This window comes from Rhodococcus sp. HM1 (assembly GCF_023218075.1).
Lineage (GTDB): Bacteria > Actinomycetota > Actinomycetes > Mycobacteriales > Mycobacteriaceae > Rhodococcus.
This window is the reverse complement of the sequence record NZ_JALPTB010000033.1, coordinates 47,877-74,544: the sequence shown is the minus strand read 5'-3', so window position 1 is coordinate 74,544 and position 26,668 is coordinate 47,877. Positions and strand designations below refer to the sequence as shown.

The following is a 26,668-nucleotide window of genomic DNA, read 5'->3' as shown; positions in this document are numbered from 1 at the left end:
GTTGACGGGCAGGTCAACCTGCGGGGTTCCGGTAGTGCTCGGCGAGTTCGGCCGCGCGATCCCACGGTGACCAGTCGATCGGGCGCCCCTCCAGTTGCGCTTCGAGGACCTCGAAGCCGGCGTGCCATCCGGCTCCGTGCGCGTAGGCGTCTTCCTCGTCGTCGGTGGTGTGGGTCAGCGTCAGGTAGCAACCGCCGCTGCCGTCCGGGACCAGTTCCCAGTGCAGGACGTCCGCGTCCCACATGAACTCGAGGACCCGTGCCGGGCGGACCGCGATCACAGTTCCCTGGGTGGTGTGGTCGGCGGGAACCGCGAATCGGCGGACCTGCTCATCGGTCGCGGAGAACTGCAGTTGGGCCCCGGGTTCGAGAACCAGATTCACCCGGGCCGGGAACCACGTGGCGAGTAGATCCGGGTCGGTGATCGCACGCCAGACCTGTTCCGGCGGTTGGGGGAACGCGCGTTCGAAACGCAGGGCCACCCGGCCGTCGTAGGTACGGGAAACGGTGCCGATATCCATGGGATCCTCCAAGACATGAGCCCGTGTCATCAGCGGGGTCCTGGTGTGCTGTCCCTCTATGCTGCCAGGTTTCGTCGGCTCGCGAAGTATCTCCGGCTACCCGAAAATGGATCGTCGAATTCGATCTTGCGCGCCAGCAACCGCAATGGTTGTGAAAAGTCTTGTGGCGCAACGTTTTGTACCTTCGGATACAGCGGATCGCCGAGGATGGGAATTCCGAGCGAATTCATGTGCACGCGCAGCTGGTGGGTCTTTCCGGTCCGCGGCAGCAGTCGATAGCGGGCGATCGCGCCGTCGGAGTCGAGCAGTTCGACGCGGCTGATCGCGTTGATCTCGCCGGGTACCTCCCGCGCCTGCAGCACCCCGGGGCGCTTCTCGATCCGGCTGCGGACCTCCCGCGGGAACGTGAGGCCGTCGGTGAAGGGGGCGAGCGCCTCGTATTCCTTGTGCATGCGTTGCTCCGCGAACAACGACTGGTAGGCCCGCCGCGCCCCGGCATGGACGGTGAACACCAGCACGCCGGCGGTGAGGCGGTCCAGCCGGTGAGCGGGACTCAGTTCCGGCAGATCCAGTTCCCGCCGCAGCCGCACCAGCGCGGTCTCGGTGACCCACCCGCCGCGCGGCATGGTCGCCAGAAAATGCGGTTTGTCCACTACGAGCAGATGCTCGTCGCGGTGCAGGACGTCGACGGTGAAGGGCACCGGCACCTCGGGCGGCGGGTCGCGGTACAGGAACACGAACTCGCGCGGAGCGAACGGGGAGAGGTCGGTGATCGCGGTGCCGTCACCGGTCACCACCTCGCCGAGCGCGACCTTCTCGCGCAGGCGCGCGGCATCGTGCGGAAACCGTGCCAGCAGGTACTCCAGCACCGTCGTCCATTCCCCGGCGTCGGGCAGGCGCAGCCGGGACGGGTTCAGGCCGTCGCGGACGGGGAGCGGGGCGATGGGCACATCGCCACGGTAGTGGCCCTGCCGGTGCCGGTCGCCGAGAGCGGCGGACGATCGGGTCCCAACTGCGACATTTCGGTTTCCCGCGGGTCACGGATCGGTACTGAGCGAGAGGAATGGAGACCGTGACGATACGCTGAGACGCCGGTAACAGATATGTAAGAGTGACCGACAGACATCCAGGCGCCTCTACCGGGGGGCGCCGTGGCCTGCCGCTGTGACGCGAGTGTGGCCGGTGTCCGCTACGGGACACACAGACACACAGGGGAGCTTGGTGTGACAACTTCTTCGATGACCACGAGGCGGCCGAGGGGGGTGCGCGCGCTGGTCCGGATGCTGGTGGCGGCCGTCATCCTGCCGCTCGCCGTTGCGTTCGTCGGCGTCGGGACGGCCTCCGCCGACCCGTACAGCCGCTTCACCGAGGACTGGGTACCCGCGCCCGGGGGCGTCGGACAGATCAAGGTCCGCATCTGGTTCGCGAACAACGGCAGCAACAAGGCCGTCTACCTGCTCGACGGCCTCCGCGCCACCGACGACGTCAGCGGCTGGGAGCACGAGACCAACGCCGCCTGGCTGGCCGACAACGGCATCAACGTCGTCATGCCGGTCGGTGGCCAGTCCAGCTTCTACGCCGACTGGTACAGCCCCAGCAACCTCAACGGGCAGCCCTACACGTACAAGTGGGAGAGCTTCCTCACCCAGAACCTGCCCGACCACCTGTCGCGGTACGGCATCAGCCGCAGCAGCAACGCGGTCGTCGGCCTGTCGATGGGCGGCAACGCGGCGCTGATCCTCGCCGCCTACCACCGCGACCAGTTCACCTTCGCCGGGTCGATGTCCGGCTACCTGAACCTCTCGGCGCCCGGCATGCGCGAGGCGATCCGGGTCGCGATGCTCGACGCCGGCGGCTACAACGCCGACGCGATGTGGGGACCGCCGTGGAACCCCGCGTGGCTGCGTCACGACCCGTTCGTCGCCGCACCGCAGTTGCGCGGCCTGCCGATGTGGATCTCCGCGGCCGGCGGCGTCCCCGGCGAGCACGACAATCCGAACTCCCTGATCGGGGTGTTCAACACGGGCAATGCGATGGGTCTCGAGACTCTGGCGCGCGCCCAGAACCGGGCCTTCCAGGTTCGTCTCGCGACCCTGGGTATCGACACGGCGCACTTCTCGTTCCCGATCCAGGGCACCCATACGTGGGGTTACTGGCAGGACGAGCTGTGGGCGATGCTGCCGATGATGAAGAACGCGATTGGCGCCTGAGGTTCCGTCGCTGCGTGGCCGCACCTTCGTGGTGACCGGGGCCACCAGCGGCGTGGGGGAGGCCACCGCCCGGGCACTCGGGGCGGCAGGGGGGCAGGTGGTGCTCGCCGGCCGCAACGTGGCGAAAGGGCAGGAGATCGCCGGACAGATCGGGCCGCACGCATCGGTGCGGCGGCTCGATCTGTCCGACCTCGCGTCGGTACGCGAATTCGCCGCCGGCATCGGCGAGACACACGACAAGATCGATGTGCTCGTCAACAACGCCGGGGTGATGGCGGTGCCCCTGGAGCGGACCGCAGACCGCTTCGAGATGCAGGTGGGCACGAATCACTTCGGACACTTCGCGCTGACCGGGCTGCTGCTCGGCCGGATCACCGACCGGGTCGTGACGGTCTCGAGTGCCGCCCACCGCCTCGGACGCGTCGATCTCGACGACCTGAACTGGGAGCGCCGCCCGTACAGCCGCTCCGGCGGCTACGCGCAGTCGAAGCTCGCGAACCTGCTGTTCAGCTTCGAGCTGGAACGACGGCTCGCGGCGAGCGGTTCGCCGGTGCGGGCGATCGCCGCGCATCCGGGCTACGCGGCCACCGAGGTCGGCAGCAACACCGGCACCTGGTTCGACCGCCTCTTCGGTTTCGGCAAGAAGTTCCTGCAGCGCACTCCGGCGCAGGGCGCCGAATCGGTCGTGTACGCCGCGACCCGGCCGGAGTTGCGTGGCGGGTACGTCGGCCCGGACGGGTTCCTCGGGTTGTACGGGTCGCCGCACGTCGCGTCGGCGTCGTCCCGGGCCCGCGACCCGGAGACCGCGCGCCGGCTGTGGGAGCTGTCCGAACAGCTGACCGGGGTCCGCTTCGAGCTCTGATCGGCACCATTGCAACGTGCGAAATCGGCGATGCGGTCGTTCCCGGAAACTCCGGAACGACCGCATCGCCGCATTCACGTGCCCTATCGCTTCCCGCCAGGGTTCCTGACGAGCTTCTTGTTGGCGAATTCCGCGAACCCGAACCGGGCCAGCTCACGGCCGAATCCGGAACGCTTGACCCCGCCGAACGGGAGATCCGGTGAACTCTTGCTGGTGCTGTTGATCCACACCATCCCGGTTTCGAGTTCGCTCGCCGCACGGTCCGCCTTCTCCGGGTCCGCCGTGAACACACTCGATGCGAGACCGAACGGCGAATCGTTGGCGGCCTCGATCGCGGCGTCGAGGGAACCGACGCGGTGGACGACCGCGACCGGCCCGAACAGCTCCTCGTAGTACGCGCGCATCCCGGGTGCGACATCGACCAGGACCGTCGGCGGATAGTACGCACCGTCCCCGTCCGGACGCTCGCCGCCGGTCAGTGCCCGAGCACCGTTCGAGAGCGCGTCCTGCACGAGTTCGTCGAGATCGTCGACCGCCGAACGGGACGACAGCGGGCCGAGTTTCGTCCCGGGATCCGCCGGGTCGCCGGGCTGCCAATCGGCCAGTGCGGCAAGGAATTTCTGCACGAACTCGTCGTAGATCGGCTCCTCCACGAAGAACCGTTTCGACGCCGTGCACGCCTGCCCGCCGTTTGCGAACCGGCCGACTGCGGCTGCAGCGGCTGCCGCATCGATGTCCGCATCGCGCAGCACGATGAAAGGATCCGAACCCCCGAGCTCGAGCACGCACTTCTTCATGTGCCGGCCGGCGACCTCGCCGACGGCGGAGCCGGCCTTCTCGGATCCGGTCAGCGAGACACCCTGGACCCGCGGATCGGCGATCGCCTCCGCGACCTGAGCGGACGAGACGAACGCATTGGCGTACACGCCCTCCGGCAGACCGGCCTCGGCGAAGACGCGTTCGATCGCCAGCGCGGACTGCGGGCAGTTACGCGCGTGCTTGAGAACGATCGTGTTGCCCAGCGCCAGATTCGGCGCCGCGAACCGAGCCACCTGGTAATAGGGGTAGTTCCACGGCATCACACCGACCAGCGGCCCGATCGGTTCCGTGCGAACCACCGCCGAGCCGGAGCCCGCGATGTCGAGAGGTTCGTCGGCCATGAACTCCTCGGCGTGATCGGCGTAGTACCGATAGATGGATGCGACCAGGGCGACCTCGCCCTTGGCCTGCGCGATCGGCTTGCCCATCTCCAGTGTGAGAAGGCGTGCCAGCTCGTCGGCTCGCTCCTGGTAGATCTCGGCGACGCGAGCCAGGACGGCGCGCCGCTTCTCGAGAGGCGTGGCGCGCCACTCGCGGTAGGCGGCGGCACTGCGTGCGATGAGATCCTTCAGCTCGGCATCCGAGATCTCCGGGTACTGCGCGAGCCGTTCCCCGGTGGCGGGGTCGATGGTGGTGTAGACACCCATGGTTTCTCCTGCTGATCGACGGTGCGGAGCGCTCCGCGCGGGTTCCGGGGGAGACCCGTCACTTGCGGCGGTACCAGGCGGCGAGCTTCGCGAGTTCGGCGTCGACGAGAGCGGAGCGACCGGCCAGGAACGGATACACGTGCTGCTGTCCCTCACCGATGGACAGGGTCACGTCGACACCGGCGGACTCGGCACGCTCCTGGAGACGGGTCGCGTTGTCGAGGAGCGACTCGACGCTGCCGGCCGTGACGAACAGTCGGGGGAATCCCGTGAAGTCGGCGTACAGCGGGTTCGCCAGGGGCGTGGTGGGATCGATCGTGTCGCCGAGAACACCGGCGATCATGCCTGCGAGCAGTTCCGGCGTGATGAGAGCGTCGGTGGCGTCGTTGGTGACGAGGGTTTCGCCCTTGTTCTCCATGTCGAGCCACGGCGAGAAGGCGATGACCGACCCGGGGCCCTGCTTACCCTGCTGCAGGAGCGCGAGCGCGATGGAGATCGCGAGGTTGCCACCGGCCGAGTCACCGATCGTGGTGACGTCCTGCGGGGCGATCCCGTCCGCGACCAGCGCGTCGAAGACCGCGACACCGTCCTCGATCTGCGCGGGATGCCCGAACTCGGGGGCCCGGCGGTAGTCGAGGACGAAGCTGACGACACCGAGAGCCTTGGCGACGTGACCTGCGAGTTTGCGGTGGCTGGACGCCGACCCGACAGCGAAGCCGCCGCCGTGCGTGTAGAGCAGGACCTTCGATGCGTCCGCGTCTTGGGGCAGGCACCAGATGCCGGGAACGCCACCGACGGTGTCCTCGCGGTAGGTCACGCCCTCGGGTTCGACGGTCGGCTGGTGCCACTCGTCGAAGAGGGAACGCAGCAGACGCAGCGACAGCTCCGGGTTGGCGGCCATGATCTCCGACCAGTCGGCATAGAGGTCGCGCAGCACGTCTCGGTCCTCGACGCTGCCCGCTGCGATCCCGGTCTGTTCGGAAACATTGCTGGTCATGGCACTTCCTCCTGTGAGTATCGGAGCATTTCCGGTGCAGGGGACGAACGACGTCGCCCACCGGTGTGTGGTATTCGGTCGCGGCGAGCTCGGTGTGTGATGGCCGACACGACTCTGTGCTTCCCAAGCTAGAGAGGCGCTCCGCCCCACAGCTGTTCCGATTTGAAACAGTCGGCCTGCGGGCCCGATCGATACTGTGCGAGTACTCGATAAACGAGATGTTCGGTATCGGATGCACGTCTACGCGGTGGTGCATCGTCGAAGCAATCTGCCGATCGCCACATCGAACGGAGCCCATCCCCATGCACGTCTTCGCCGTCATGCCCGACGACCCCACGATTCACGCCCTCGAGGTGCCCACGCCGGATCCCGAGGGCAGGCAGGTGCTGCTGAAGGTCCTCCGGGCCGGCGTCTGCCACACCGACACCCATCTGCGAGCCGGTGGGTACGACCTCGGCAGCCGCGGAACGATGAGCCTGAAGGAACGCGGCATCGAATACCCCATGGTGCTCGGCCACGAGGTGGTCGGTGTTGTCGAGAAGGTGGGCGACGAAGTCGGGTCGGTGCAGGTGGGTGATGTGCGCCTGATCTACCCGTGGATCGGCTGCGGAACCTGCCGTCAGTGCCGCGAAGGTCACGACAATCGTTGTGCCGCAGGGAAGAACCTGGGTGTCGCCCGGCACGGCGGATACGCCGAGAGCATCCTCGTGCCCGACGAGAAGTACCTCGTGGACACCGACGGTCTCGATCCGAGCTGGGCCGCCACCATGGCGTGCTCCGGCCTGACCGCCTACAGCGCCGTGGACAAGATCCTTCCGCTCGACCCCGACGAACCCGTGGTGATCTTCGGAGCCGGGGGACTCGGCCTCACGGCCATCGCCATCCTGCGTTCCCGTGGGCACCGCAACATCTGCGCCGTCGACGTGGCCGACCGGAATCTCGAGTCCGCCCGCGTCATGGGAGCCACCGACACGTTCAATCCGGGAACGGGCGATGCCGCGGCACTTCGCGAGGCCGTCGGTGCGCCGGCCGGGGCGGTTGTGGACTTCGTCAACAACGGCGCCACGGCCACCTCGGCATTCGAGATCCTGGCCAAGGGCGGAATCATGGTTCAGGTCGGGCTCTTCGGCGGCGAGGTCACCATCCCGACCGCGCTGCTGGCGCTGCGCATGATCCGCATCGAGGGAAGTTTCGTGGGAACTCTCGCGCAGATGAAGGAACTCGTGCGGTTGGCGCAGCGCGGGGAGGTTCCCACCATCCCCGTCGTCGAACGGCCGCTGTCGGCAACCGAGGTGTCCGGCGCCCTGGATGATCTCACCGCGGGTGGAGTCACTGGACGCATCGTCCTGAGGGCCTGACAATGGAGTGATGCCAGTGGAAGGATCGCGGCGCCAGGACGAGGTGAGGAACGCCCGCGAGCGCATGCTCGAGCAGGGCCTCCTCCGGGCGTCCGTGCTGGAATCCCTTGTTGCGTCGGAGATCGAGCAGAGCTGGCGTCGCTCCATCTCGAACCGGGTCGACCCCGGAGCCGAACCGCTCGTCCTCGGAGAGATCGACCCGGACAGCGCCATCCTGCGCGCGGCAGGTCGCGTCCTGGACCAGTGGCAGAACAATCTCACCCAGTCGCGATTGGCGCTGCTGCTCGCCGACGAGAACGGCCGCATCATGTCCCGCCGGATCGTCGACGCCGAGGATGCTCGAATCCTGGACCAGGCCAACGCAATCGAGGGTTTCGACTTCTCCGAGCAGGCCCTGGGCACGAACGGTCTCGGCACTCCCATCGAAGCTCGCGATGTCGTATTCGTCCGCGGCAGCGAGCATTTCAACGACAACCTGGCGCGGCTGGCGTGCGCCGGAGCTCCCATCAAGCACCCCGTCACCGGGCGGATGGTCGGGTCGCTCGCCTTCGCCTCCCACATCGACGTCTCGAGCCCGTTGATGGTGGCGATGGCCCGGCAGGCCGGACAACAGATCGCCGAAGCGCTCGAGAACATGGCCGATTCCCGCGACCTGGAGCTGGCACGTGTGTACCGCCGCTTCCGTGCGGGTCGGCGATCGGTGTTGGTGATGAGTTCGGACACCGTGATGACGGATCTGCCGTCTCTCGCACACCTGGACGCCGAAGCGCACGCCGTGTTGTGGGAGAAACTGCGAGCCCATCGTTGGGGCGACGACGTCCTGCGCCTGGAACTTCCCACACTCGGAACCGAGGCGCTGGTGCGGCGTCTGGGCCGCGACGAACACGACGCAATCTTCGCTCTCGAGTTCGTGACTCCCGGTGCGGCCGAACCGATGCCCACCGATCTCGGTACACCCCCGCGGGGTGGGAGCATTCCGGTCGTCGGTGGCACGTCCGACGGCCTGATCGCCACCCGCCGGTCCACGGAGTCCCCGTACGAACGGGTGCGTCGTCAGCTCACCGCCGTGGCGGGCCCGGACGGATTCATCCATCTCGTCGGCGAGCCCGGGGTCGGCAAGCGCTTCCAGGCCACGACGTGGCTGCGCGAACGAACCGGCCGGGACCCTGCGGTGTTCACCCGGCCCGACCTCTCCGAGAACAGCAGCTTCTGGGACGCGGCCGGCGAAGTGTTGCGCGAGGGCAGGGGTGTCGTCGTCGATGCCGACGATGTCGGAAACGAAAGTCGCACGCGCCTCGCAGATTTCGCTCGGGGTCGGTGCTCCGGAGCTGCGAACGGTCCCCTGGTGATTCTCACCGAGCGCGGTGGCTCCCAGGACGGCTCGGCACCCATGTCCGTGCGTGTCCCCTCGCTCGCGGAGTTGCGCGACGAGCTGCCCTCCGTCATCCGCGAGGTCGCCGCCGCCCGCTTCCCAGGTACACCACCGCCGCGATTCTCGCCTGTCGCGCTCCGTTGCCTGCTGGCCTGGCGCTGGCCGGGGAACGTTGCCGAGCTGGTCCGGCTGCTGGCGTCCCTGCCACCGGCACAGGAAGGCGGGTTCGTCCAGGCCAAGGACCTCCCGCCCTCCATGTGCGATACCACCCGTTCCACCATGGGCCGCTACGAGCAGGCCGAGCGTGAGGCGATCATCGGTGCACTGCGCGACGCCGAAGGCAACAAGTCACGCGCTGCGGAGATCCTCGGCATCGGCCGGACCACGCTGTATCGCAAGATGCGGACCTTGAAGATCGATGACGAACAGCTGAGCACGTTCGGCCCCTGATCCCCGAGCGCGCCGCCGGTGTGTACATGTGGCGGCCCCGGGCGCCACAAAGGCACACGGGCGCGTCAGCGCCTAGGTGGCCGCTGACAGCGCCGGCTCGGCGGAGCTCGGGCTGAGGGATTCGTCGGTCCGGTCGGGACCCTCCGCCCCGGCCCGGACCTTCGGAATCAGCACCGTCAGGACGACTCCCAGCAGCGCGAAGCCCGCGAGGACATAGAACACCGCGTCCACCCCGAACCCGGCGGCCAGGAACAGGCCACCCAGCAGCGGGCCGCTGACGCCGCCGAGCCTGCCGAAGCCGGCAGCCCACGCGACGGCAGCACCGCGCATCCGGGTGGGGAAGTAGTTCGCCACCAATCCGTACACCAGAATCGACGTTCCGGTTGTGCCGAAGCCGACGACCGCGACGAAGAACAGCAGGACGGGAAGCGGCATGTCCAGCGTCATCAGGGCGACGAAGGTCGCGCCGATGAAGAAGCCCGTGGCCACAACAGGTTTCGGGCCGAATCGGTCGGCGCACCGCGAGCCGGCGACCGCACCCAGGATTGCACCTCCACCGAGCACGAGGAGGAAGGCCAGCGATCCCTTGGTGTTGAACCCCGATTTCTCCATCAACACCGGCAACCACGTGTTGAGGTAGTAGTTGAGGAACTGCCCGAGGGCGCTGATCGATCCCACCACGATCGTCGAGAACAGGAATCCGCGCCCGACCAGGCCGGCGAAACCCACCCGCTCGGTCTTCGCCGGCGGCGCGAGGCTGTCGGGCATCGGCACACCGGTTCGCGCGGAGGCCGCGCGGGCCTCGTCGATCCGACCGCGGGCGACCAGCCACTGCACCGACTCGGGCATCTTCACGATCGCCAGGGGCAGCAGCGTGACGATCGGCAGTGCGCCGATCATGAACAGCCCTCGCCAGCCGATGGATTCGAGTAGAAGGATCGCGAGAAGGGCGCCCAGCAGGCTCCCCAGCGGCACGCCGGAGTAGGTGATCGCACTGTAGAGGTTCTTCTTCCCAGGCGGGGCGATCTCGGTCACCAGGGTCGCGGTCGTCGCGATGAGTGCCCCGATACCGAGGCCGGTGACGAAGCGCATCGCACCGAAGGTGGTGGTCGTCGTCATCAGTGCGGTGACGAACATGCCGATGGAGAACCATGCGTAGGAGATGAGCATGACCTTGCGGCGTCCCAGCACGTCGCCGACGGCACCGGCTAACAAGGCGCCGAACATCATTCCCAGCAGCGCGTAGCTGCCGAGCGTGCCCGCGAGCGCGGGCGTGACCTCACCGATGTGACTCGGATCGTCGAGGAAGGTGGACACCACCGCGCCGTAGGCGACGAGGTCGTAGCCGTCGAAGATCAGGCCGACGGTGGCGAGGGACACGACCCACGCGACGGTTCGTCTGCGTCGAGTGTCCGGATCGGTTGTTGTCGAAGTCATTCGGTTCTCCGATGGGGGAGCAGGTTTCGTCATGTGGTCGGCGCGGCGGCCGGTTCGGTGTGCCGGTGGCGCCCGTTCGGGTCGGACGGCCGATGGCCCCGATCCCGACCGGAGGGCGTAGAAGTCCCCAGAATCTCTGCGGGGAAGTCGATCTCGCGCTTGAGGATCTTGCCGGTGCTTCCCTTGGGAAGTTTGTCGACCAGCCAGACATGGCGCGGATACTTGTAGGCGGCCACGCGGGTCCTGACGTACTCGCGGAGTTCGTCGGGTGTCGCGGCGGCACCGGCACGCAAGGTGATCGCGGCGGCGACCTCCTCACCGTGCGTCGCGTGAGGCACACCGATGACCGCGGCCTCGCGCACTGCGGGATGCTCGTAGAGCACTTCTTCGATCTCGCGCGGGTAGATGTTGTACCCGCCCCGAATGATGATGTCCTTCTTGCGGTCGACGACGAAGTAGAAGCCGTCGTCGTCGCGGACGGCCATGTCGCCGGTATGGAACCATCCGTCGACGATCGCCGCCGCGGTGGCGTCCGGGCGGTTCCAGTAGCCCTTCATCACGTTGTGCCCCCGGATGACGATCTCGCCGACCTCACCGGACGGGACCTCGGCGCCGTTCCTGTCCACCACCTTCATTTCGACACCGTCGATGGGCAGTCCGATCGAACCGGGCTTCGTGTGGCCGAGCCGGTTGAAAGTGGCGGTCGGCGACGTCTCGGTCAGACCGTAACCCTCGAGAATCGGGGCGCCGAAGGTCTCCTCGAAGCCGTTCAGAACCTCGACCGGCAACGCGGCACCACCGGAGACACACATGCGCAGACTCGAGGTGTCGACCGGCCCGAGATCGGTGTGGAGCAGGCCGACATACATCGTGGGAACGCCCTCGAATACGGTCACCCCGTGTCGCTCGATGAGCTGCAGAACCTTCGCAGCGTCGAAGCGTTGTACCAGCGACACACTCGCACCCGCCAGGATGGAGGCGTTCAGTGCGTTGCTCTGCCCGAACGCATGGAAGAACGGCAGGCACCCCGCCACCACGTCGCCGGGGCCGAAGTCGAACATGTCGACGAACGTGGTGGCGTTGCGACGCAGATTCGCGTGGGTGAGCTGGGCACCCTTCGGGGTCCCGGTCGTACCGGAGGTGTAGAGGATCACGGCCGTATCGGCGTCGTCTCGCGCGGCGACATCCTCGGTGGCCGGCCACTCCGCGACGGCCGCGACGGTCTCCTCGTCGACGACGACAGCCGTGGTTCCGGTCGCTGCGGCGGCGGAATCCGCCTCGGCCGCCACGGTGCTCCACACCAATGCGAGCGCGGCACCGGAGTCACGGAAGTGGTGCTCGAGTTCGCGGGCCTTGAGCAGCGGGTTCATCGGCACGACGGTCGCGCCGGCGCGAAGAACGCCGTAGTAGAGAACCGGGAATGCCAGAACGTTCGGCAGTGCGATCGCGACTCGGTCACCCGGCAGGACTCCTCGGGCCCGGAGGCGGGCCGCGGCGCGCGCGGTCAGTGCGTCGAGTTCTGCATAGGTGACGACGACGTCGTCGACACGAAACGCGGGCCGATCGGGATATCGGCGCGCGGACTCGGTGAGGATGTGAGCGAGGTTCGTCATGACAGACCTTCTGGTACGGGACTTTCGGGTTCTGGGTAGGCCATCCACAGCCACGGCGGGGGCCGGAACGGGGTCCACCTGCCGACGGGTTGGGCGAGACGGTCCGCGACGGCCCACAACGCTGCAGGGTGACCGATGATCCCGATGTGGCTGGCCAGGACGGCGATGTTCTCTGCACGCTCGGACGGCTCGTCGAGGCAGGTCCGCCAGGCGACGACGCCGTCGAGCGGGCTGTAGATCGACGTCGCTGGGACCGGGAGCGGACCCTTGCCCCGTTCGAGCGGTACGTCCAACGGCTCGATGTGCTCGTGGGCGTACGAATGGAACAGTCGGTTGGCGCGGCTCTGCTCGTGCCGGGCCAGACGGATCGGGCTGCCCAGCGTGATGACCTGCCGGACGGCGTCCGGAGTGCGACGAGCCAACTGGCGGGCGTAGATACCGCCGAGACTCCACCCGATGACCGTGACCGGTTGCTGGAACCGATTGGTCAGGTAGTCCAGCCGTGCCCGCATGCCGTGCACCGCTTTTCCGGTGGGGCCGATGTTGCGGCCGAGCCGCCACCCGTAGGTCCGGTATCCGAGTCCCCGGAGCACGAAATGCATCGTCGCCGCGGACATGTCGGTTCCGTGCAGGCGCGGCAGGATGAGCACGGGATGGTTGTCTCCGCGCGGAAGTGCGGCGAACAGGGGTGCCGCGCACGCGAGGAGCGCCCCGTCGAGGGCCGCTCGCGGGTACTCGGTGTAGTGGAGCAGATCACCCGGTGCCGACATACCTCGTTGCGAGGTGCTGGTCATGTGATGGTCTCGCTTCGTCGGAGGAGGAATTCGATGATGGCGGGGATGGTCTTCTTCGCTGCGGTCCGGCCCACGAGCACCCCCACGTGCCCGCCCTCGAGCCGCAGCTCGTGTTTGTCGGACGAGCCGACCAGATCGATGAGCGGGGCGGCGGACGCCTCCGGCACGATGTGGTCGCGGTCGCCCAGCACCGTCAGGAACGGCACGGTGATGTCGGAGAGGTGGACCCGGTCTCCGTCGAGGACGATCGCGTCGTCGACGAGCGCGTTGGTCCGGGTCATCTCCGCCAACTGCCGTGCGACCCCACCGGGGAGCGGGACGTGATCGCCGGCCCATCCGATCATCGCCTGATAGGCCGTGACGTAGTCGTCGTTCCACAGCTTGTCGAACAGATCCACGTACCGGGTGACCCGCATGGTCGGCTTCAGAATCTGGAACGCCTGGTGCACCACGTGCGGCGGCACGTTGCCGTCGACATCGAGCAGTTTCTCGACATCGGATTCGGTGTTGCCGAGCACGCTGGTCAACGGCCCCAGTTGCTGCAGATCGATCGGCGCGGACACGACGGTCAGACTGCACAGCGGCGCGTCGCGACGGCGGGCGGCGTAGAGCAGCGACAGGACGCTGCCGAAGCAGTAGCCGAGCATGTCGACCTGTTCGGCTCCCGAGATGCGGCGCACCTGTTCGACCGCGGCGGGAATGTAGTCGTCGACGTAGTCCTCCAACCGGTTCGCCGCGTCGCGCTCGTCGGGAACCCCCCAATCCAGCAGGTACACATCGAATCCGGCGTCGACGAGCTGCTCGACGAAGCTGTTGCCCTTCTGCAGATCCAGAATGTAGCTGCGCGAGAACAGACCGAAGACGATCAGGAGCGGGGGCGAGACCCGCACGTCGTCGCTGCGGTACCGCCACAGCTCGGTGCGACCGTGGCGCCACACCACATCCTTGGGTGTCGTACCCACCTCGGGCCGGGAGATCCCCGCTGCCATACGAATTCCGTTGCGTGCCCGGAGCACGCAACGTTCGAGCTCCCGGCCCACAAGGTCGACGATGCCCGGTGCTTCGACGTCGATTGTCATCGTCCATCACTCCCTGTTCGAGCGGTGTCGCGCTGCTCGAGCTGCAGCGACAGCCGCCGCACGTCCCGGTCCAGCGCCCCGAGCTGTGCGTGCATCCGATGCAGGTCGCTGCCGGCCGGCAGATTGACCAGGTGCCACACCGTCGCGGCGAGACCGTTCAGGCCATCGCCCACGGCACGCCGGATACCGAAAACGGTGGCGGCCACTGCCGCGAACCGATCGCTGCGCACCAACGCTTCGGCCGGCGGCGCGACAAGTCGTTCGGCGAAATCGTAAGGCGTTCTCCAGCTCGGCAATCCGGTCATCGATATCCCTCGTTGCGCATGAAAATCCCCTCCGGTCCGACCCGTGTCGAACCCGGTGATGTGTGACATCCGACCGCTGGGGTGCCGCCGATCGGCGGCACCCCCTCCCTCCGTGCGGTCGACAGGTCAGACCGTTACCGGGACAGCGGACTTCAGTTCGAAGCCGCGGTACCCGTCGGCAACGACCCCGGAGAGAACGCCGCGGTAGTTACCCAGCCCACCCAGGTAGAACAGGACACTCGGCTTCTTACCCGGAATGTTCGCGCCGAAGATCCAGGAGTTGCCGCGGGTGAACAGCGTGGCGTTCGCGATGTCCGTGCAGGTCTCGGTCCACTCCTCCTCGGCCTCCGGGGTGGGCTCGATGGCACGGATCTCGTTGCGCTCGGCGTATTCGACGGTGTCGCTGATCCACTCGACCTGCGTCTCGATGGTCGGCGGCAGATTCGTGAACGGGCCGTTGGGTCCGAGCACCATGAACCAGTTGGGGAAGTTCGCGGTCGTGACACCCAGGTAGCTCGTCGGCTGACCGTTCCAGTGGTCGTTGATGTGCAGGCCGTTCCGGCCCCGGATCTCGATGCGGCGGTAGTTGCCGTCGACCGCGTCGAATCCGGTGGCGAAGACGAGCACGTCGAGTTCGTGCAGGACGCCGTCCTCGGTCACGACGCCCTTCGCGGTGACCTCGCGGATGGGGTTCTCCTTGATCGCGACGGCCTCGACGTTCGGCCGGTTGTACACCTCGTAGTAGCCGCTGTCGCACAGCGGACGCTTGGCGAACAGACCGGTCGGCATCAGCTTGCGGGCGGTCTCCGGATCCTTGATGATCTCCGCGACCTTGCTGCGGATGAACGATGCGGCGGCTTCGTTGGCGGCCTCGTCGGTGGCGATGTCGCCGAAGGTCCCGAACATGAAGCGGAAGCCGCCGCCGTGGTCCCAGGCCTCCTGGAAGATGCGGTTGCGCTCCTCCTCCGACACCGACATGGCCGGCAGGGTGGACTCCTCGAAGCCGAAGGCCACCGCGGACTTCTTGGCGCGGTCCCAGATGCCGTCGTAGTCGGCCTTGATCGCGTCGATCTGTTCCTTCGTGACCGGTCGGTTGCCGACCGGCACGGAGTACTGCGGGGTCCGGACGAACACGGTGAGGTGCTCGACCTCGGGGGCCAGGGCGGTGATGACCTGCTGGCCGGTGGATCCGGTGCCGATGACACCGACGCGACGACCGGCGAGGCTCTTGCCCTCGGGCCAGGCCGCGGTGTGGATGGTCTCGCCCTCGAAGGTGTCCAGACCGGGCAGGTCGGGGAAGTTGATCGCGGAGAGCAGGCCGACAGCGTTCACGACGTACCTGGCGCGGTAGACCTCACCCTTGTCGGTGGTGACCTCCCACAGGTTCTCGTCGTCCAGGTAGATCGCCGAGGTGACCTCGGTGCCGAACCGGAAGTGGCGGCGCAGGTCGAACCGCTCGACGACGCTCTCGAGGTACTCGAGGATCTCCGGCTGGGTGATGTAGGTGGTCTTCCAGGTGCCGTCCTGCAGCAGGTCGCGGTCGAACGAGAAGCGGTAGAGGTGGCTCTCGGTGTCGGAGAGGGCGCCGGGGTAACGGTTCCAGTACCAGGTGCCACCGGGGCCGTCCGCCTTGTCGAAACCGACGGTGGTCAGCCCGAGTTCGTTGTGCAGCTTGTGCACGGCGTAGATGCCGCCGAATCCTGCGCCGATGACAACGGCGTCGACGATGCTGGGTGCGATCTGTGCAGTCATGGAAATGGCCTTCGTTCGGTGCGATGAGATTGGTGTCGAATCCGACCGGACGCGGAAAACCCCTGCGTTCCGCTTCCTGTGGCGTCTCCCGCCGTGTCGATCTCGTGTGACGGTCGACACGAGGTCTGTGTTCGAAGTTAGGCCTGTCGTCCGGCACACAGCTGTTCCGATGTGAAACACATCCGGAACACCCTGCGCCGACAGGTTTGCGCAGCACCGGAAACGCGCAGAGGGGCCGGACGAGGAGCCGGCCTCGTCCGACCCCTCTGGGCGGGACATGTTCCCGGCGGGAAACGACCCGCCGAGATCTGTCGGTGTTATTCGTTCTCGGTCAACGATTTTCGGAACCGCTGGTCAGCAGTTCACGTGCTCGGAGAATGTTCGCCTCGACTTCGTCGCCGAGATCCACGGCGGGAAGCGAGCCGATTTCGCCGCGGAGCAATTCGACATCCTTGAGCAGCAGGTCGTACTGGACATCGGCGAGGTTGTCGCTCATCCAGCTCTGGCCGGTGGACACTCCGATCACGTCGAAGAGATCCCGGGCTGCCACCCCCGACTGCTCGGCGACTGCGAGCATCCGTGCGGCGGCGGCCAGGTTGTAGGTGGCGAGCGTGTTGTTGAGAAGCTTCACGATGGCCGGCTGTCCGTAGGACTCCGTGCGGAACACGCGGCCGGAGATCTCTTCCAGCAGAGCATTTTCGGCGTCGGTGGGCGCGGGTCCGGCGAGGAAGACGGTCATCGTGCCGTGGCGTGCACCCTGGGGGCCGCCCGACACGGGGGCCTCGAAGACGCGCCAGCCGTCCGGGGCCGAGGGCAGAATCTTCCGTGCGTCGGCAGGCGCGAGCGTGGTGTGGACGAAGACGGTCAGCGGCTGCGCGGTGTGGGCCGTCAGGGCCTCGAACACCGACGAGACCTGGTCCGCCAGCCGCACCGCGACATGGACACTGTCGACGGACTTCCAATCGACGTCCGCGAGGTCGCTACCCGCCGGTGACCCGGTCTCCTGCGACCACTCGCAGAGGCGTTCCTGGTTGAAGTCGTAGCCGTACACCTTCCGGCCCAGCTCGGCGAGATGTGCGCCGACACTTCCGCCGATGGGCCCGAGTCCGATAACCAAGTGCATGAGGGTTTCCTAGAGATATTGAGTGGGTGGGGCGGCGATCCGCACGGACCCTGATGTGCCGCGGGATGTCGCCTCAGTTGGTGGGCGACTCGACCTCGAGGCCGCGCTCGGCCATGACTTCCTTGAGCAGGGTCAGGGCGTTGAGGACGCGCGGGAATCCGATGTAGGGGATGCACTGGATCAGAGCGCCGACGATCTTCTCCTTGGTCAGGCCCACATTGAAACCCACGTTGATGTGCAGCTTCAGCTGCGGCTCGGTACCCAGGGCGACCAGCGTGGAGATGGTGACGAGCGTCTGCTCCTGCCGGCTCAGGCTCGTCCGGGAGTAGATGTCCCCGAACGCGAACGAGACGATGTAGTCGGGCAGCTCGGTGTCGAGATCCTTGTAGGACTCGACGAGCTTGGCGTGATCGAACGTGTTGGAGTGCTCGGTGGAGACGAGCCCCATCATGCGGTCGAGGCCTCGCTGGAAGCGTTCTGTGGTCATGTCTGTGGTCATGAGGTCGTCCTGTCGGCTCGCAGGACACGGTCGGTTCGCGTCCCGATGTGTTGTCGTCCGCCGCGGTGTCACCGATGTGACGGGCACCATGGCTACCGCTCCCACGCTAGAGCGACAGGCCGAAGTGACGGTGTTCCGATGTGGAACAGTCCGCTCTACATGTAGCGTCCGCCGGTGACCTCCGCGACGGTGCCGGTCATGTACGAGGACAGGTTCGACGCGTAGAAGAGGGCGACGGAAGCTATTTCGGACGGTTCGCCGGCCCGCTGCATGGGGATCTCGGACATCTTCTGGTCCCACGCCTTCTGTGGCATCGCTTCGGTCATCGCCGTGCGGATGAGACCGGGCTGAACGGCGTTGATCCGTACCCCGAGATGTGCGACCTCCTTGGCAGCCGCCTTCGTCAGGCCGACGATTCCGGCCTTGGCCGCGGAGTAGTTCGTCTGACCCACGAAACCGACCTTGCCGGAGATCGAGGACAGGTTGATGATCGATCCGCCGCCGTTCTCACGCATGATCCCGGCCGCCTGACGGGTGCCGTTCCAGCATCCGCGCAGGTGAACAGAGATCACGTCGTCGAACTGCTGTTCGGTCATCTTGCGCATCGTCGCGTCGCGGGTGATGCCGGCGTTGTTGACCATGATGTCGAGGGATCCGAACGATTCGACGGCAGCGTCGAGCAGACGGGCCACGTCGTCGGAGGAGACCACGTTGCAGCCGACGCCGAGCGCATCGGTTCCCAGCGAAGCAGCAGCATCCTTCGCCTTGGACTCATCGAGGTCGCCGATCACGACCCGGGCGCCGTTGTCGGCGAACGTACGGGCGATCGCGTATCCGATCCCCTGAGCGCCTCCGGTGATCACCGCGGTGCGTCCTGACAGCATGAGAATCCTTTCCTTGTGACCCGACTCGGTCGGGTCCGTGTGTGTCACCGCGTCGAAGCGGAATGGAGCTTGGTCGATTGCACGGCGATTCCCGCTTCGAGGGCGGATTCGACGTCGGCCGAATCCATTCCGGATTCCTCGAGCAGTGCACGAGTGTGCTGACCGAGCGCGGGGACGTCGCCCATGCGGGCCTCGACATCGCTGAAGGTCGCCGGGGGAAGCAGCGCCTCGACCTCGGCGTTCTCGGTGCCGACGGTGCGCCAGCGGTTTCTGGCGGCGAGTTGCGGATGGGCGACGACCTGCTCGATCTGCTTGACCTGCGCCGCGGGAACACCGGCAGCGGCAAGTTTCGCATCGAGTTCGGCGGTCGACCGGTGAGCGGTTCGTTCGGCCACCGCGGCGTCGCACTCGGCTCGATGTTTCACGCGGTCGATGTTTGTCGCGAAGCGGGGATCGTCGGCGAGTTCGGGCGCTTCGAGGACGTCGTGGACCAGTGCGCGCCAACCGTTCTCGCTCTGCACACCGATCAGTACCTGGCCGTCTCGAGTGGGATACGCGTCGTACGGCGCGATCGACGTGTGGCTCAGCCCCATGCGCGGTGGCTGCTCGCCCGTGTACATCTGCGTGTACATCGAGTGGCCCATCCACTCGACCGTGGCCTCGAGCATCGACACGTCGATCACAGATCCTTCACCCGTACGTCCCCGCCGCAACAGGGCTGCAAGAACCGCTTGGGCACAATACATTCCGGACGCGATATCGGCCGTGGGGATACCTGTCTTCACCGGGGTTTCGGGCGTGCCCGTGATCGAGATCAGGCCCGCCTCGGCCTGTACGAGCATGTCGTAGGCCTTGCGTTGTTCCATCGGCCCGCCCGCGCCGAACCCGGAGAGGTTCACCACGATCAGTTCGGGGTGATCGGCACGCAGTTGTTCGGCTCCGAACCCGAGTCGCTCGGCCGCGCCGGGCGCGAGGTTCTGCAGGAAGACATCCGCACGATCGACGAGATTCCGTACGGCCGTGCGTCCTTCCGGCCGCTTGAGATCGACGGCGATCGATTCCTTGCCTCGGTTGAGCCACACGAAGTGCGCGCCCGTGCCGTGCACCACGTGGTCGTAGCCGCGCGCGAGGTCGCCACCGTCGGGGCGTTCGACCTTGATCACGCGGGCTCCGAGATCGGCAAGGTTCCGCGTGGCCAGCGGTGCCGCCACGGCTTGTTCGAGCGCGACGACGGTCACGCCCTCGAGGGGGAGTGTCATTTTGCCTTCTGTTCCTGCTTCACGAGTCCGCCCCCGATGATCAGGCGCTGGATTTCGCTGGTGCCCTCGTACAGGCGCAGCAGGCGCACGTCGCGGTAGATCCGTTCGACGGGAACCTCGCGCATGTAACCGGTGCCGCCGTGGATCTGCACGGCGAGATCGGCGACCTTGCCGACCATTTCGGTGCAGTACAGCTTCGCCACCGAGGGGGCGATACGGCGGTCGGTCTCCTCGACCCATGCCTTTGCGGCGTCACGGACGAGCGCACGGCCGGCCATCACCCCGGTCTGCTGATCGGCGATCATCGCCTGCACCAGCTGGAAGTTGCCGATCGGGGTGCCGCCCTGAGTTGCCGCAGCCGCGTACGCGACCGATTCGTCGAGGGCGCGCTGTGCCTGCCCGACGGCCAGCGCGGCGATATGCACGCGGCCGCGGGCGAGCGAGATCATCGCGGCCTTGTAGCCCACGTCCTCGTTGCCGCCGACCAGCGCTGCCGCGGGAACCCGGACCTGGTCGAAGTGCACGTCCGCGGTCCAGGCGCCGGCCTGGCCCATCTTGGCGTCCTTGTTGCCCACCTGCACACCGTCGGCGTCCGCCGGGACGAGGAAGACCGCGATGCCGGTGCCGTTCTCGTCGGCCGGACGCGTGCGCGCGAAGACGACGAACAGATCGGCGATCGGTGCGTTGGTGATGAACCGCTTCTCGCCCGTGATGATCCAGTCGTCGCCGTCGCGCACGGCCTTGGTGCGCAGTCCGGCGGGGTTCGAACCGGCACCCGGCTCCGTCAGGGCGAAGGAGGCGACGACGTCGCCGGAGGCGATACCTTCGAGCCACCGCTTCTTCTGCTCGTCGGTGCCGAAGTTGACCAGGACCTGCCCGGCGATGCCGTTGTTGGTTCCGAACATCGAGCGCAGCGACAGGGTGGTGTATCCCAGTTCCATGGCGAGTTCGACGTCCTGCATCAGGTTCAGGCCCAGGCCGCCCCATTCCTGCGGAACGGCGTAGCCGAACAGGCCCATCTCCTTGACGGCGGCCCGGATGTCGTCGGGGATGGCGTCGGTCTCGGCGATCTCCTGCTCCCGAGGGACCACGCGAGTGCGGACGAATTCTCTGACGTGCCCGAGGATGTCGGCGAAGACGTCGTCGGGGACTTCGGTTTCGAGGAGGGACATGTCACCAACTATGGCGACGGGATTATGATCGGTCCAATACCTAATCGGTAGTTCTGAAATGACATGAAAAGCATCACCCGAGGTAGAAGGGCGGATCAGGTGGAGATCTCACAACTCCAGGCGTTCCTGGCGGTTGCCGAGGAACTGCACTTCGGTCGTGCAGCCGAGAAGCTGCATCGAGCGCAGCCCCCACTGAGCCGCACCATCAAGCAACTCGAACGCGAACTCGACACCGAGTTGTTCTCCCGCAGCACCCGGGCGGTGAAACTCACGGCGAGTGGAGAGGCGCTCGTCGGCCCTGCCCGGGACGTACTCGACGCGCTGCGCCGGGCCGAGGCCGCGGTCCGCGCCGCCGACGACGGAGACGTCGGACTCGTCCGCATCGCGTTCGCCGGGGCGTCGACCCACCAGCTCGTCGCTCGACTCGCCCGGGTGGTGCGTTCGCAGCGGCCCGGCATCCAGCTCGAGCTCTCCAGCCAGAACTTCGCCCAGCCCGCGATGAAGAAGCTCGTGAGCGGCGAGACCGACATCGCGCTGGGCCGCTGGGACATCGTCCCCGCCGAGGTGGCCGTACGCGTGGTGATGCAGGACTCGCTCGTCGTAGCACTACCGGACACCCATCCGCTGGCGGGGGAACAGCGACTGTCGATCGCTCGGTTCGCTGCGGAAGGCTTCGTCTCCCTGCCCCCGCACGAGGGCGCGGTCCTTCCCGATCGGTTGCGCCGGCTCGCGCGCGCCGGAGGTTTCGTCCCCGACGTGGTCCAGGTCGCTCCGGACACCCAGACGGCATTGGCGCTGGTCAGCGCCGAGGTCGGGTGTCACCTGACCCTGGCGTCGGTGGCGGCGAACGTCAACGATCCCCATGTCGTGTTCGTTCCGCTCGACGAGTCCACCCCCGACGTCGACCTTCGTGTGGCATGGCGACGCGACGACCCCAACCCGGCATCGAAGGCCGTCCTCCGGATCGTGCTCGACACCGCCGACAAGGATTTTCGGTGAGCGTGGAGTGGTGAACATGCACTCGAATGCCGTTGCCCGACAGTCAGAGTGGGCGCAGGCCGATAATCGAGCGCGCCGAAACGTAGACGTACCGGTCGCCGGGGCGGACGCTGAGCGTTCCCCCGTCACCGAGCGCGTCCGGATCGTTGTCGACCGCAAGGAACGGGATATCCCACTCGAGGTCCCCGGTCCGGACGTCCATCGCCCACAGGCCGGTGAAATCGGACTGCACGATGAGGTCTTCGGTGTGGCCCAGCACCGTGCCGGACCGTTCGGGCACGTTCTGCCACAGCCTGGTCCCGGTGCGCAGGTCGAGTCCGGTCTCGGTGTGGGCGGTGTGATCGGTCAGCAGCGCGACGTCGCCGAGCACGGCACGCACCGTGCCCAACCGGGTGTTGGCGTTGTACTCGTCCGGTTCCCGTGGCACCGACACGAGTTCCGGGGCGGACCACACCGGGTCACCGGTGGCCCGGTCGTACGCGCCGTCGCCGAGCAGGACCGGTACGGTGTCGTCGGCGGGGCCGTCGAACGCAGGGGAGTGCGCCGCGGCGCTGTCGGTGGCGGCGATGACGGCTCCGGTGCCGTCGAGCAGGTCGGATCCGGTGACACGGAGACCGTCGCACTCGACGTGCACGCGCACGACCAGCGCGCCGAGCGTCGGCTGGACGCGGGAGCAGCCGTCCGCCTGCGCGGTCCACGTCTCGTCGCCGGTGTCGAGGTCGAATCCGGCGATGTCGGTACCGAGCGTGAGCAGTCCCTGTCCGTGGCGCACATCGAGGGCGTCGGGTAGGGCGGTGTCGTCCCAGCCGGTGCCCATGTCGAACGCGCGGGTGAAGTGCGCGTCGGGATCGAGGAGAGTTCCTGCGTGCACCCGCACGTCGTCGTTCTCGACGCTGCCTTCCGCGACGTAGAGACGGTCGTCGGTGGCGGCGATCGCGAAGGTGCCCCACTCGGTGGGGACGCGGGTGATCTCACCCGTCACGAGGTCGTAGCCGACCAGCGCCGGATCGCCGGACCAGCCCGGAGTGAAGCACACCAGGGTTGCATCCACCGCGGAATCCGCGCATCCGGCCAGGTCGCCCGCGGGGCTGAGCCACCGGATCCGTCCGGAGTCGGCGTCGACACCGACGAGGTGCGCATCGTCCAGGGCCATGCCGCCCTGGACGCCGACGAGCGCGACGAGGGTATCGCCGAGATCGAGGAAACCCGGTATGCCCCAGTCGTATTCGCTGCCGTATACCGGATCCCGGAACTGCGCCGACTCGTGTCCGTGGACGCTCTGCGCCTCGACGGTCCAGCCGAGACCCGGCGCCGCATCGACGGTTCCGGTGATCTTGCGGGTGCCGTCGCCCTCGGCGTGGGCGATCACCGCGACAGCGCCGGCCGTGGTCACGACGGCGGCGACCGCGGCACACAAGAGGTTTCGAATCTCCCTGGTTACCGCCACCGTCACACCTCCAGGCCCGGCGTCGACGCGATCTGTTCGAGACGCTCCATCGGAAGCGGTTCGGCCGGAACATCGGCGCGAGAGGTGACGTCGACCCGGGTGCCCGACGGGCGGGTCACGGTCACCGTCCGGGTCACGCTCGTCGTCGCGACCGAACCCGCCGCGAGCCCCTGCGTCGTGAGGGTGTACTCCCTCTGCTGGATCACCGTGCCGTCCGGTAGTTCCCGGGTTTCGACGAACCCGCTCCCGGTGGCCGGGGTGGGCGCCTCGTCGGGCGTGGTGGACGGGCGTGGTTGTCCCGCCGCGACCGCGACGGTCAGCGTCGATTCGCTTCCGGGCGTCGTGACGCGCACGGCCTGGCACAATCCTGCGCCGTCGAAACCTGCGGGTCGCAGTTCACCGAGCGGGCTATCCACCGCGAGGTCGGCGACGGGAATCCCCGCCAGCACACCGTCCAGCCGGGCGGCGGTCGCGGCGTCGATCGGGTCACTGTCCGAGGGCGAGGAGCACGATTCCGGGACGGTCGGCGTGCCGGGCGGAACCGGTGCGCTCACACGCAGTTCGGGTATGGAGACCAGGGCGACGAGTTCGTCGACGGTCAGCGGGGGATGGCCAGACTGGACGGCGTCCCCGGTCGTGCTGTCGGTGTCGTCGATGTGCGCGCTGATCTCGGAGCCGTCGGGAGCGTACGCCTGCGCGCTCCGGAACACCGTTCGCACCCCGTTGGTTTCGGACCACGTGTCATCGACGTCCACGACGGTGCCGTCGTCGAGCACGCGGCGTTCATCGAGCCTGCCGGCGACACACGGCGGGACGGGCGTCGTCGACGCCCGGACGGACAGGGACAGCGCCCCGGCGTCCTCGCCGCGGCGGATCGTCGCATATGCCGTCGTGAAACCGCCGAACAGGGCGCGGTCCGCGTCGTTCTCGAAAGACGGATCGAGGATCGGTCCGAACAGCAGGGACTGCCGTGGCGACGCGAAGATCATGTCGGCGTCGCCGGGCAGCGCGCGGACTGCCGCGTCGGTCATCGCGACCGCCTTCGGTCCCGAGAACCACGGATAGGTGGGATTGTCGTACCCGAAGTCGCCGCCGGCAAAGGAGAGGAATCCCGCGTCGTCACCGGGTGGTTCGACGCTCTCGCACCCGGGGATGGTCGTCGGGTAGGTCACCGGTTCGGTGACGTAGGTGTAGTCCTCGGGGACGGGAGCTGCGGTTGTCGTGGTCGTCGGGGGAGCGGTGGTCAATTCGGGTTCCGGGTCGTGGAGCAGCCCGCTGACGATCACCCCGCACGCGGTGATCGCGACGAACGACAGGCCGTACGTCCACGCCGTGACAGCGCGCGACGTACCGGATCCGGGGTCGCTCATCGTGTTCCGCACCTCCACCTCGACGGGTCCGGACCACCCTACGTGTCACCCCTCGGGGTGAACGTGCAGAAGTTGTCGCGGCGCGCCGAGGCACCGCGACAACTTCTGCACAGCCAGGGCTGAACCCCGTGGGTCGGAACCTCAGATCAGCGCGATCGCGGCGAACGCGGCCAGGCCGACGAGCGCAGCGCCGGTCACTGCCTGCACGCGACGATCGACGACGCACATCACCGACAGGAAGCCCGGCATCGTGCCGCCGCGGCGGGAGTGGATGATCGCCGCGACGCTCGGCATGCAGCGGCCGAGCGAGACGACGGTGAACATCGCCGCGCCCAGGGCGGGGGAGCCGACCGCGAGCACGCCGAGCACCAGCAGGTAGTACGCGCTGGACCGGATGAAGATCATGAAACCGGGGCCGATGATCGCGCCGAACAGCAGCGACACCTTCCACGGCTCCATGGTCCGACGCAGGTGCCGGGGGAGCTGCTGACGGCGCATCGGCGCCGGCATCGTGAGCACACCGATCTCGTGCAGGCCGTAGGCGAGCGCGAACAGGGCCCATCCGGCGAGCAGCCACAGCGGCGACAGGTGTGCGGCGGTGACCGATCCGATCGCGCCGAGCAGCGCACCGGTGACCGCGCCGGTGCTCACCGAGCCCAGCGCGTGCCAGCCGAGCCGGCGCAGCGGCGTCGATGAGCCCTTGCGGTTGGGCTGCTTCGGTGCCGCGACGACCCCGGCGACCGACATGCCACATGTCGACCAGTTCGCGGCCAGCGAGGTGACGAGGCCCGCGCCGACGACCGCGGCGGTCAGCGCCGTCGACGTCGTCGGGGAGGCGAGAGTCGCGACACCCGCGCCGACGACGGCGGCACCGGCAGCCATGCCGAGGCGTGCCTGCACGGACACCGCGCCTTCGAGGGTCGGGCGGATGTCGGGGAGATCGGTCTCGATCGGTTGATGGGACAGGACGGCGGTCATGGGAACCTCCTGGTCGGTTGCTGTCTTCGAACTTCCGCTGGGGTGTCAGCGGACGGTGACGGTGCCGGTCATGTACGGATGGATCGAGCACGTGTACGTGTACGTCCCGGCCTGGTCGAACGTGTGCGTGTAGGTGCCGTCGCCGGTGATCCCGCTGTCGAAGGCACCGGGCGACTCGACGTGGTGGAGGACACCGCCGTCCTCGAACCGCCATTCGACGGTGCCGCCGACCGGCACGACGACGTCCATCGGGCTGAACTGCACGTTGCTGATCTCGATCACCGCGTCGGGCGCTTCCTCTCCGGCGCATCCGGCCGCCGCGGTGGCGAGGACACCGCAGGCGAGGATCCAGCGATGCCGAACGAGTCTGCGCGGCTGCACTATTGCACGATCACTGTGCCGACCATCGACGCGTGCGGTGTGCAGTGGTACGTGAACGTGCCGGCCTCGTCGAAGGTGAATTCGTAGGTGCCCTCGGTGAGCAGTTCGCTCTGCAGCACACCGTCGAGCGGGCCGTCACCGGCGACGTCGTGGGGCAACCCGTTGTCGTCGAACCGCCACTGGACGGTCTGGCCCTTCTCGATGGTGACCGACGCGGGCGAGTACGACATGTTCGTCACGTCGATCACGACGGCGGGTTCGGTCGCCGCATCGGACGATCCGCACGCGGTCAGTCCGGAAGCGGCGATCAGTGCCGCGGCCAGTGGAAGCAGTTTCTTCAC

Annotated in this window: 25 protein-coding genes; 5 read left to right on the top strand and 20 right to left on the bottom strand. The window is 67.5% G+C overall.

The annotated features are described in order from the left end of the window. Positions 1–13: 13 nt before the first annotated feature. Both M1M07_RS17990 and M1M07_RS17985 read right to left on the bottom strand, forming a co-directional pair. Positions 14–520 (bottom strand): SRPBCC family protein, encoded by a 507-nt coding sequence (locus tag M1M07_RS17990; RefSeq protein WP_197252558.1) that lies wholly within the window; start codon positions 518–520, stop codon positions 14–16. A 56-nt stretch (positions 521–576) separates the two neighbouring features. Continuing rightward, positions 577–1,470 (bottom strand): pseudouridine synthase, encoded by an 894-nt coding sequence (locus tag M1M07_RS17985; RefSeq protein ID WP_197252557.1) that lies wholly within the window; start codon positions 1,468–1,470, stop codon positions 577–579. A gap of 288 nt (positions 1,471–1,758) precedes the next feature. Between M1M07_RS17985 and M1M07_RS17980 the strand changes: the two genes are divergently transcribed. Then, positions 1,759–2,730, top strand: coding sequence for an alpha/beta hydrolase family protein (locus M1M07_RS17980; RefSeq protein WP_248675060.1), 972 nt, complete (start codon positions 1,759–1,761; stop codon positions 2,728–2,730). Beyond that, positions 2,720–3,592 carry an oxidoreductase gene (locus tag M1M07_RS17975; protein ID WP_248675059.1) on the top strand — a complete coding sequence of 291 codons (873 nt, stop codon included), beginning with the start codon at positions 2,720–2,722 and terminating at the stop codon, positions 3,590–3,592. The genes M1M07_RS17980 and M1M07_RS17975 overlap by 11 nt, the downstream gene beginning before the upstream one ends. An 83-nt stretch (positions 3,593–3,675) precedes the next feature. On the opposite strand, the gene M1M07_RS17970 is transcribed toward M1M07_RS17975, so the two are convergent. Further along, positions 3,676–5,058, bottom strand: coding sequence for an NAD-dependent succinate-semialdehyde dehydrogenase (locus M1M07_RS17970; protein ID WP_248675058.1), 1,383 nt, complete (start codon positions 5,056–5,058; stop codon positions 3,676–3,678). 58 nt (positions 5,059–5,116) lie between these two features. Beyond that, positions 5,117–6,055, bottom strand: a complete 939-nt coding sequence (locus tag M1M07_RS17965) for an alpha/beta hydrolase (RefSeq protein ID WP_248675057.1) — start codon at positions 6,053–6,055, stop codon at positions 5,117–5,119. 302 nt (positions 6,056–6,357) lie between these two features. Between M1M07_RS17965 and M1M07_RS17960 the strand changes: the two genes are divergently transcribed. Further along, positions 6,358–7,413, top strand: a complete 1,056-nt coding sequence (locus M1M07_RS17960) for an alcohol dehydrogenase (RefSeq protein ID WP_248675056.1) — start codon at positions 6,358–6,360, stop codon at positions 7,411–7,413. A 10-nt stretch (positions 7,414–7,423) separates the two neighbouring features. Further along, positions 7,424–9,235, top strand: a complete 1,812-nt coding sequence (locus tag M1M07_RS17955; protein WP_248675055.1) for a helix-turn-helix domain-containing protein — start codon at positions 7,424–7,426, stop codon at positions 9,233–9,235. A 72-nt stretch (positions 9,236–9,307) separates the two neighbouring features. On the opposite strand, the gene M1M07_RS17950 is transcribed toward M1M07_RS17955, so the two are convergent. From M1M07_RS17950 to M1M07_RS17900, 11 genes are all read right to left on the bottom strand, one after another. Continuing rightward, a complete protein-coding gene (locus tag M1M07_RS17950) occupies positions 9,308–10,672 on the bottom strand; it encodes an MFS transporter (protein WP_248675054.1) in 1,365 nt (454 codons plus the stop codon). Positions 10,673–10,701: 29 nt separating this feature from the next. Further along, on the bottom strand, positions 10,702–12,285 hold the full coding sequence (locus tag M1M07_RS17945) for a long-chain fatty acid--CoA ligase (RefSeq protein ID WP_248675053.1): 1,584 nt from the start codon (positions 12,283–12,285) through the stop codon (positions 10,702–10,704). Further along, complete coding sequence (locus M1M07_RS17940; protein WP_197251620.1) at positions 12,282–13,079, bottom strand: triacylglycerol lipase; 798 nt, start codon at positions 13,077–13,079, stop codon at positions 12,282–12,284. The genes M1M07_RS17945 and M1M07_RS17940 overlap by 4 nt, the downstream gene beginning before the upstream one ends. Further along, positions 13,076–14,158: an alpha/beta fold hydrolase gene (locus M1M07_RS17935; RefSeq protein WP_197251621.1), complete on the bottom strand. Its 1,083-nt coding sequence runs from the start codon at positions 14,156–14,158 to the stop codon at positions 13,076–13,078. The genes M1M07_RS17940 and M1M07_RS17935 overlap by 4 nt, the downstream gene beginning before the upstream one ends. Further along, entirely contained in the window at positions 14,155–14,463 is a 309-nt protein-coding gene (locus tag M1M07_RS17930; RefSeq protein WP_231610341.1) for a hypothetical protein, read from the bottom strand. The genes M1M07_RS17935 and M1M07_RS17930 overlap by 4 nt, the downstream gene beginning before the upstream one ends. Positions 14,464–14,589: 126 nt before the next feature. Further along, positions 14,590–16,215, bottom strand: coding sequence for an NAD(P)/FAD-dependent oxidoreductase (locus tag M1M07_RS17925; RefSeq protein ID WP_197251623.1), 1,626 nt, complete (start codon positions 16,213–16,215; stop codon positions 14,590–14,592). Between the two features lie 331 nt (positions 16,216–16,546). After that, positions 16,547–17,338 (bottom strand): NAD(P)-binding domain-containing protein, encoded by a 792-nt coding sequence (locus M1M07_RS17920; RefSeq protein ID WP_248675052.1) that lies wholly within the window; start codon positions 17,336–17,338, stop codon positions 16,547–16,549. A 73-nt stretch (positions 17,339–17,411) separates the two neighbouring features. Then, entirely contained in the window at positions 17,412–17,837 is a 426-nt protein-coding gene (locus tag M1M07_RS17915) for a carboxymuconolactone decarboxylase family protein (protein WP_231610343.1), read from the bottom strand. Between the two features lie 155 nt (positions 17,838–17,992). Further along, entirely contained in the window at positions 17,993–18,721 is a 729-nt protein-coding gene (fabG, locus tag M1M07_RS17910; RefSeq protein ID WP_197251625.1) for a 3-oxoacyl-ACP reductase FabG, read from the bottom strand. A gap of 44 nt (positions 18,722–18,765) precedes the next feature. Next, positions 18,766–19,980 carry a CaiB/BaiF CoA-transferase family protein gene (locus M1M07_RS17905; RefSeq protein ID WP_248675051.1) on the bottom strand — a complete coding sequence of 405 codons (1,215 nt, stop codon included), beginning with the start codon at positions 19,978–19,980 and terminating at the stop codon, positions 18,766–18,768. After that, positions 19,977–21,152, bottom strand: a complete 1,176-nt coding sequence (locus M1M07_RS17900) for an acyl-CoA dehydrogenase family protein (RefSeq protein WP_248675050.1) — start codon at positions 21,150–21,152, stop codon at positions 19,977–19,979. Before M1M07_RS17900 ends, M1M07_RS17905 begins: the two co-directional genes overlap by 4 nt. Before the next feature lie 99 nt (positions 21,153–21,251). Here M1M07_RS17900 and M1M07_RS17895 point away from each other — a divergent pair, with 99 nt between their 5' ends. Continuing rightward, entirely contained in the window at positions 21,252–22,151 is a 900-nt protein-coding gene (locus tag M1M07_RS17895; RefSeq protein ID WP_197251628.1) for a LysR family transcriptional regulator, read from the top strand. A 43-nt stretch (positions 22,152–22,194) separates the two neighbouring features. Here the strand turns inward: M1M07_RS17895 and M1M07_RS17890 are convergent, their stop codons facing one another. The 5 genes from M1M07_RS17890 to M1M07_RS17870 all read right to left on the bottom strand — a co-directional run bounded on the left by M1M07_RS17890 (position 22,195) and on the right by M1M07_RS17870 (position 26,668). Beyond that, positions 22,195–23,598, bottom strand: a complete 1,404-nt coding sequence (locus tag M1M07_RS17890) for a PQQ-binding-like beta-propeller repeat protein (protein WP_197251629.1) — start codon at positions 23,596–23,598, stop codon at positions 22,195–22,197. Positions 23,599–23,600: 2 nt separating this feature from the next. Beyond that, positions 23,601–24,968, bottom strand: coding sequence for a hypothetical protein (locus M1M07_RS17885; RefSeq protein WP_248675049.1), 1,368 nt, complete (start codon positions 24,966–24,968; stop codon positions 23,601–23,603). Positions 24,969–25,109: 141 nt separating this feature from the next. Then, complete coding sequence (locus M1M07_RS17880; protein WP_197250085.1) at positions 25,110–25,946, bottom strand: methylamine utilization protein; 837 nt, start codon at positions 25,944–25,946, stop codon at positions 25,110–25,112. A gap of 45 nt (positions 25,947–25,991) precedes the next feature. Next, entirely contained in the window at positions 25,992–26,294 is a 303-nt protein-coding gene (locus tag M1M07_RS17875; protein ID WP_197250092.1) for a cupredoxin domain-containing protein, read from the bottom strand. 32 nt (positions 26,295–26,326) lie between these two features. Continuing rightward, the gene (locus tag M1M07_RS17870; RefSeq protein WP_197250084.1) at positions 26,327–26,668 is read right to left on the bottom strand and encodes a plastocyanin/azurin family copper-binding protein; all 342 of its coding nucleotides are present in this window, start codon (positions 26,666–26,668) and stop codon (positions 26,327–26,329) included.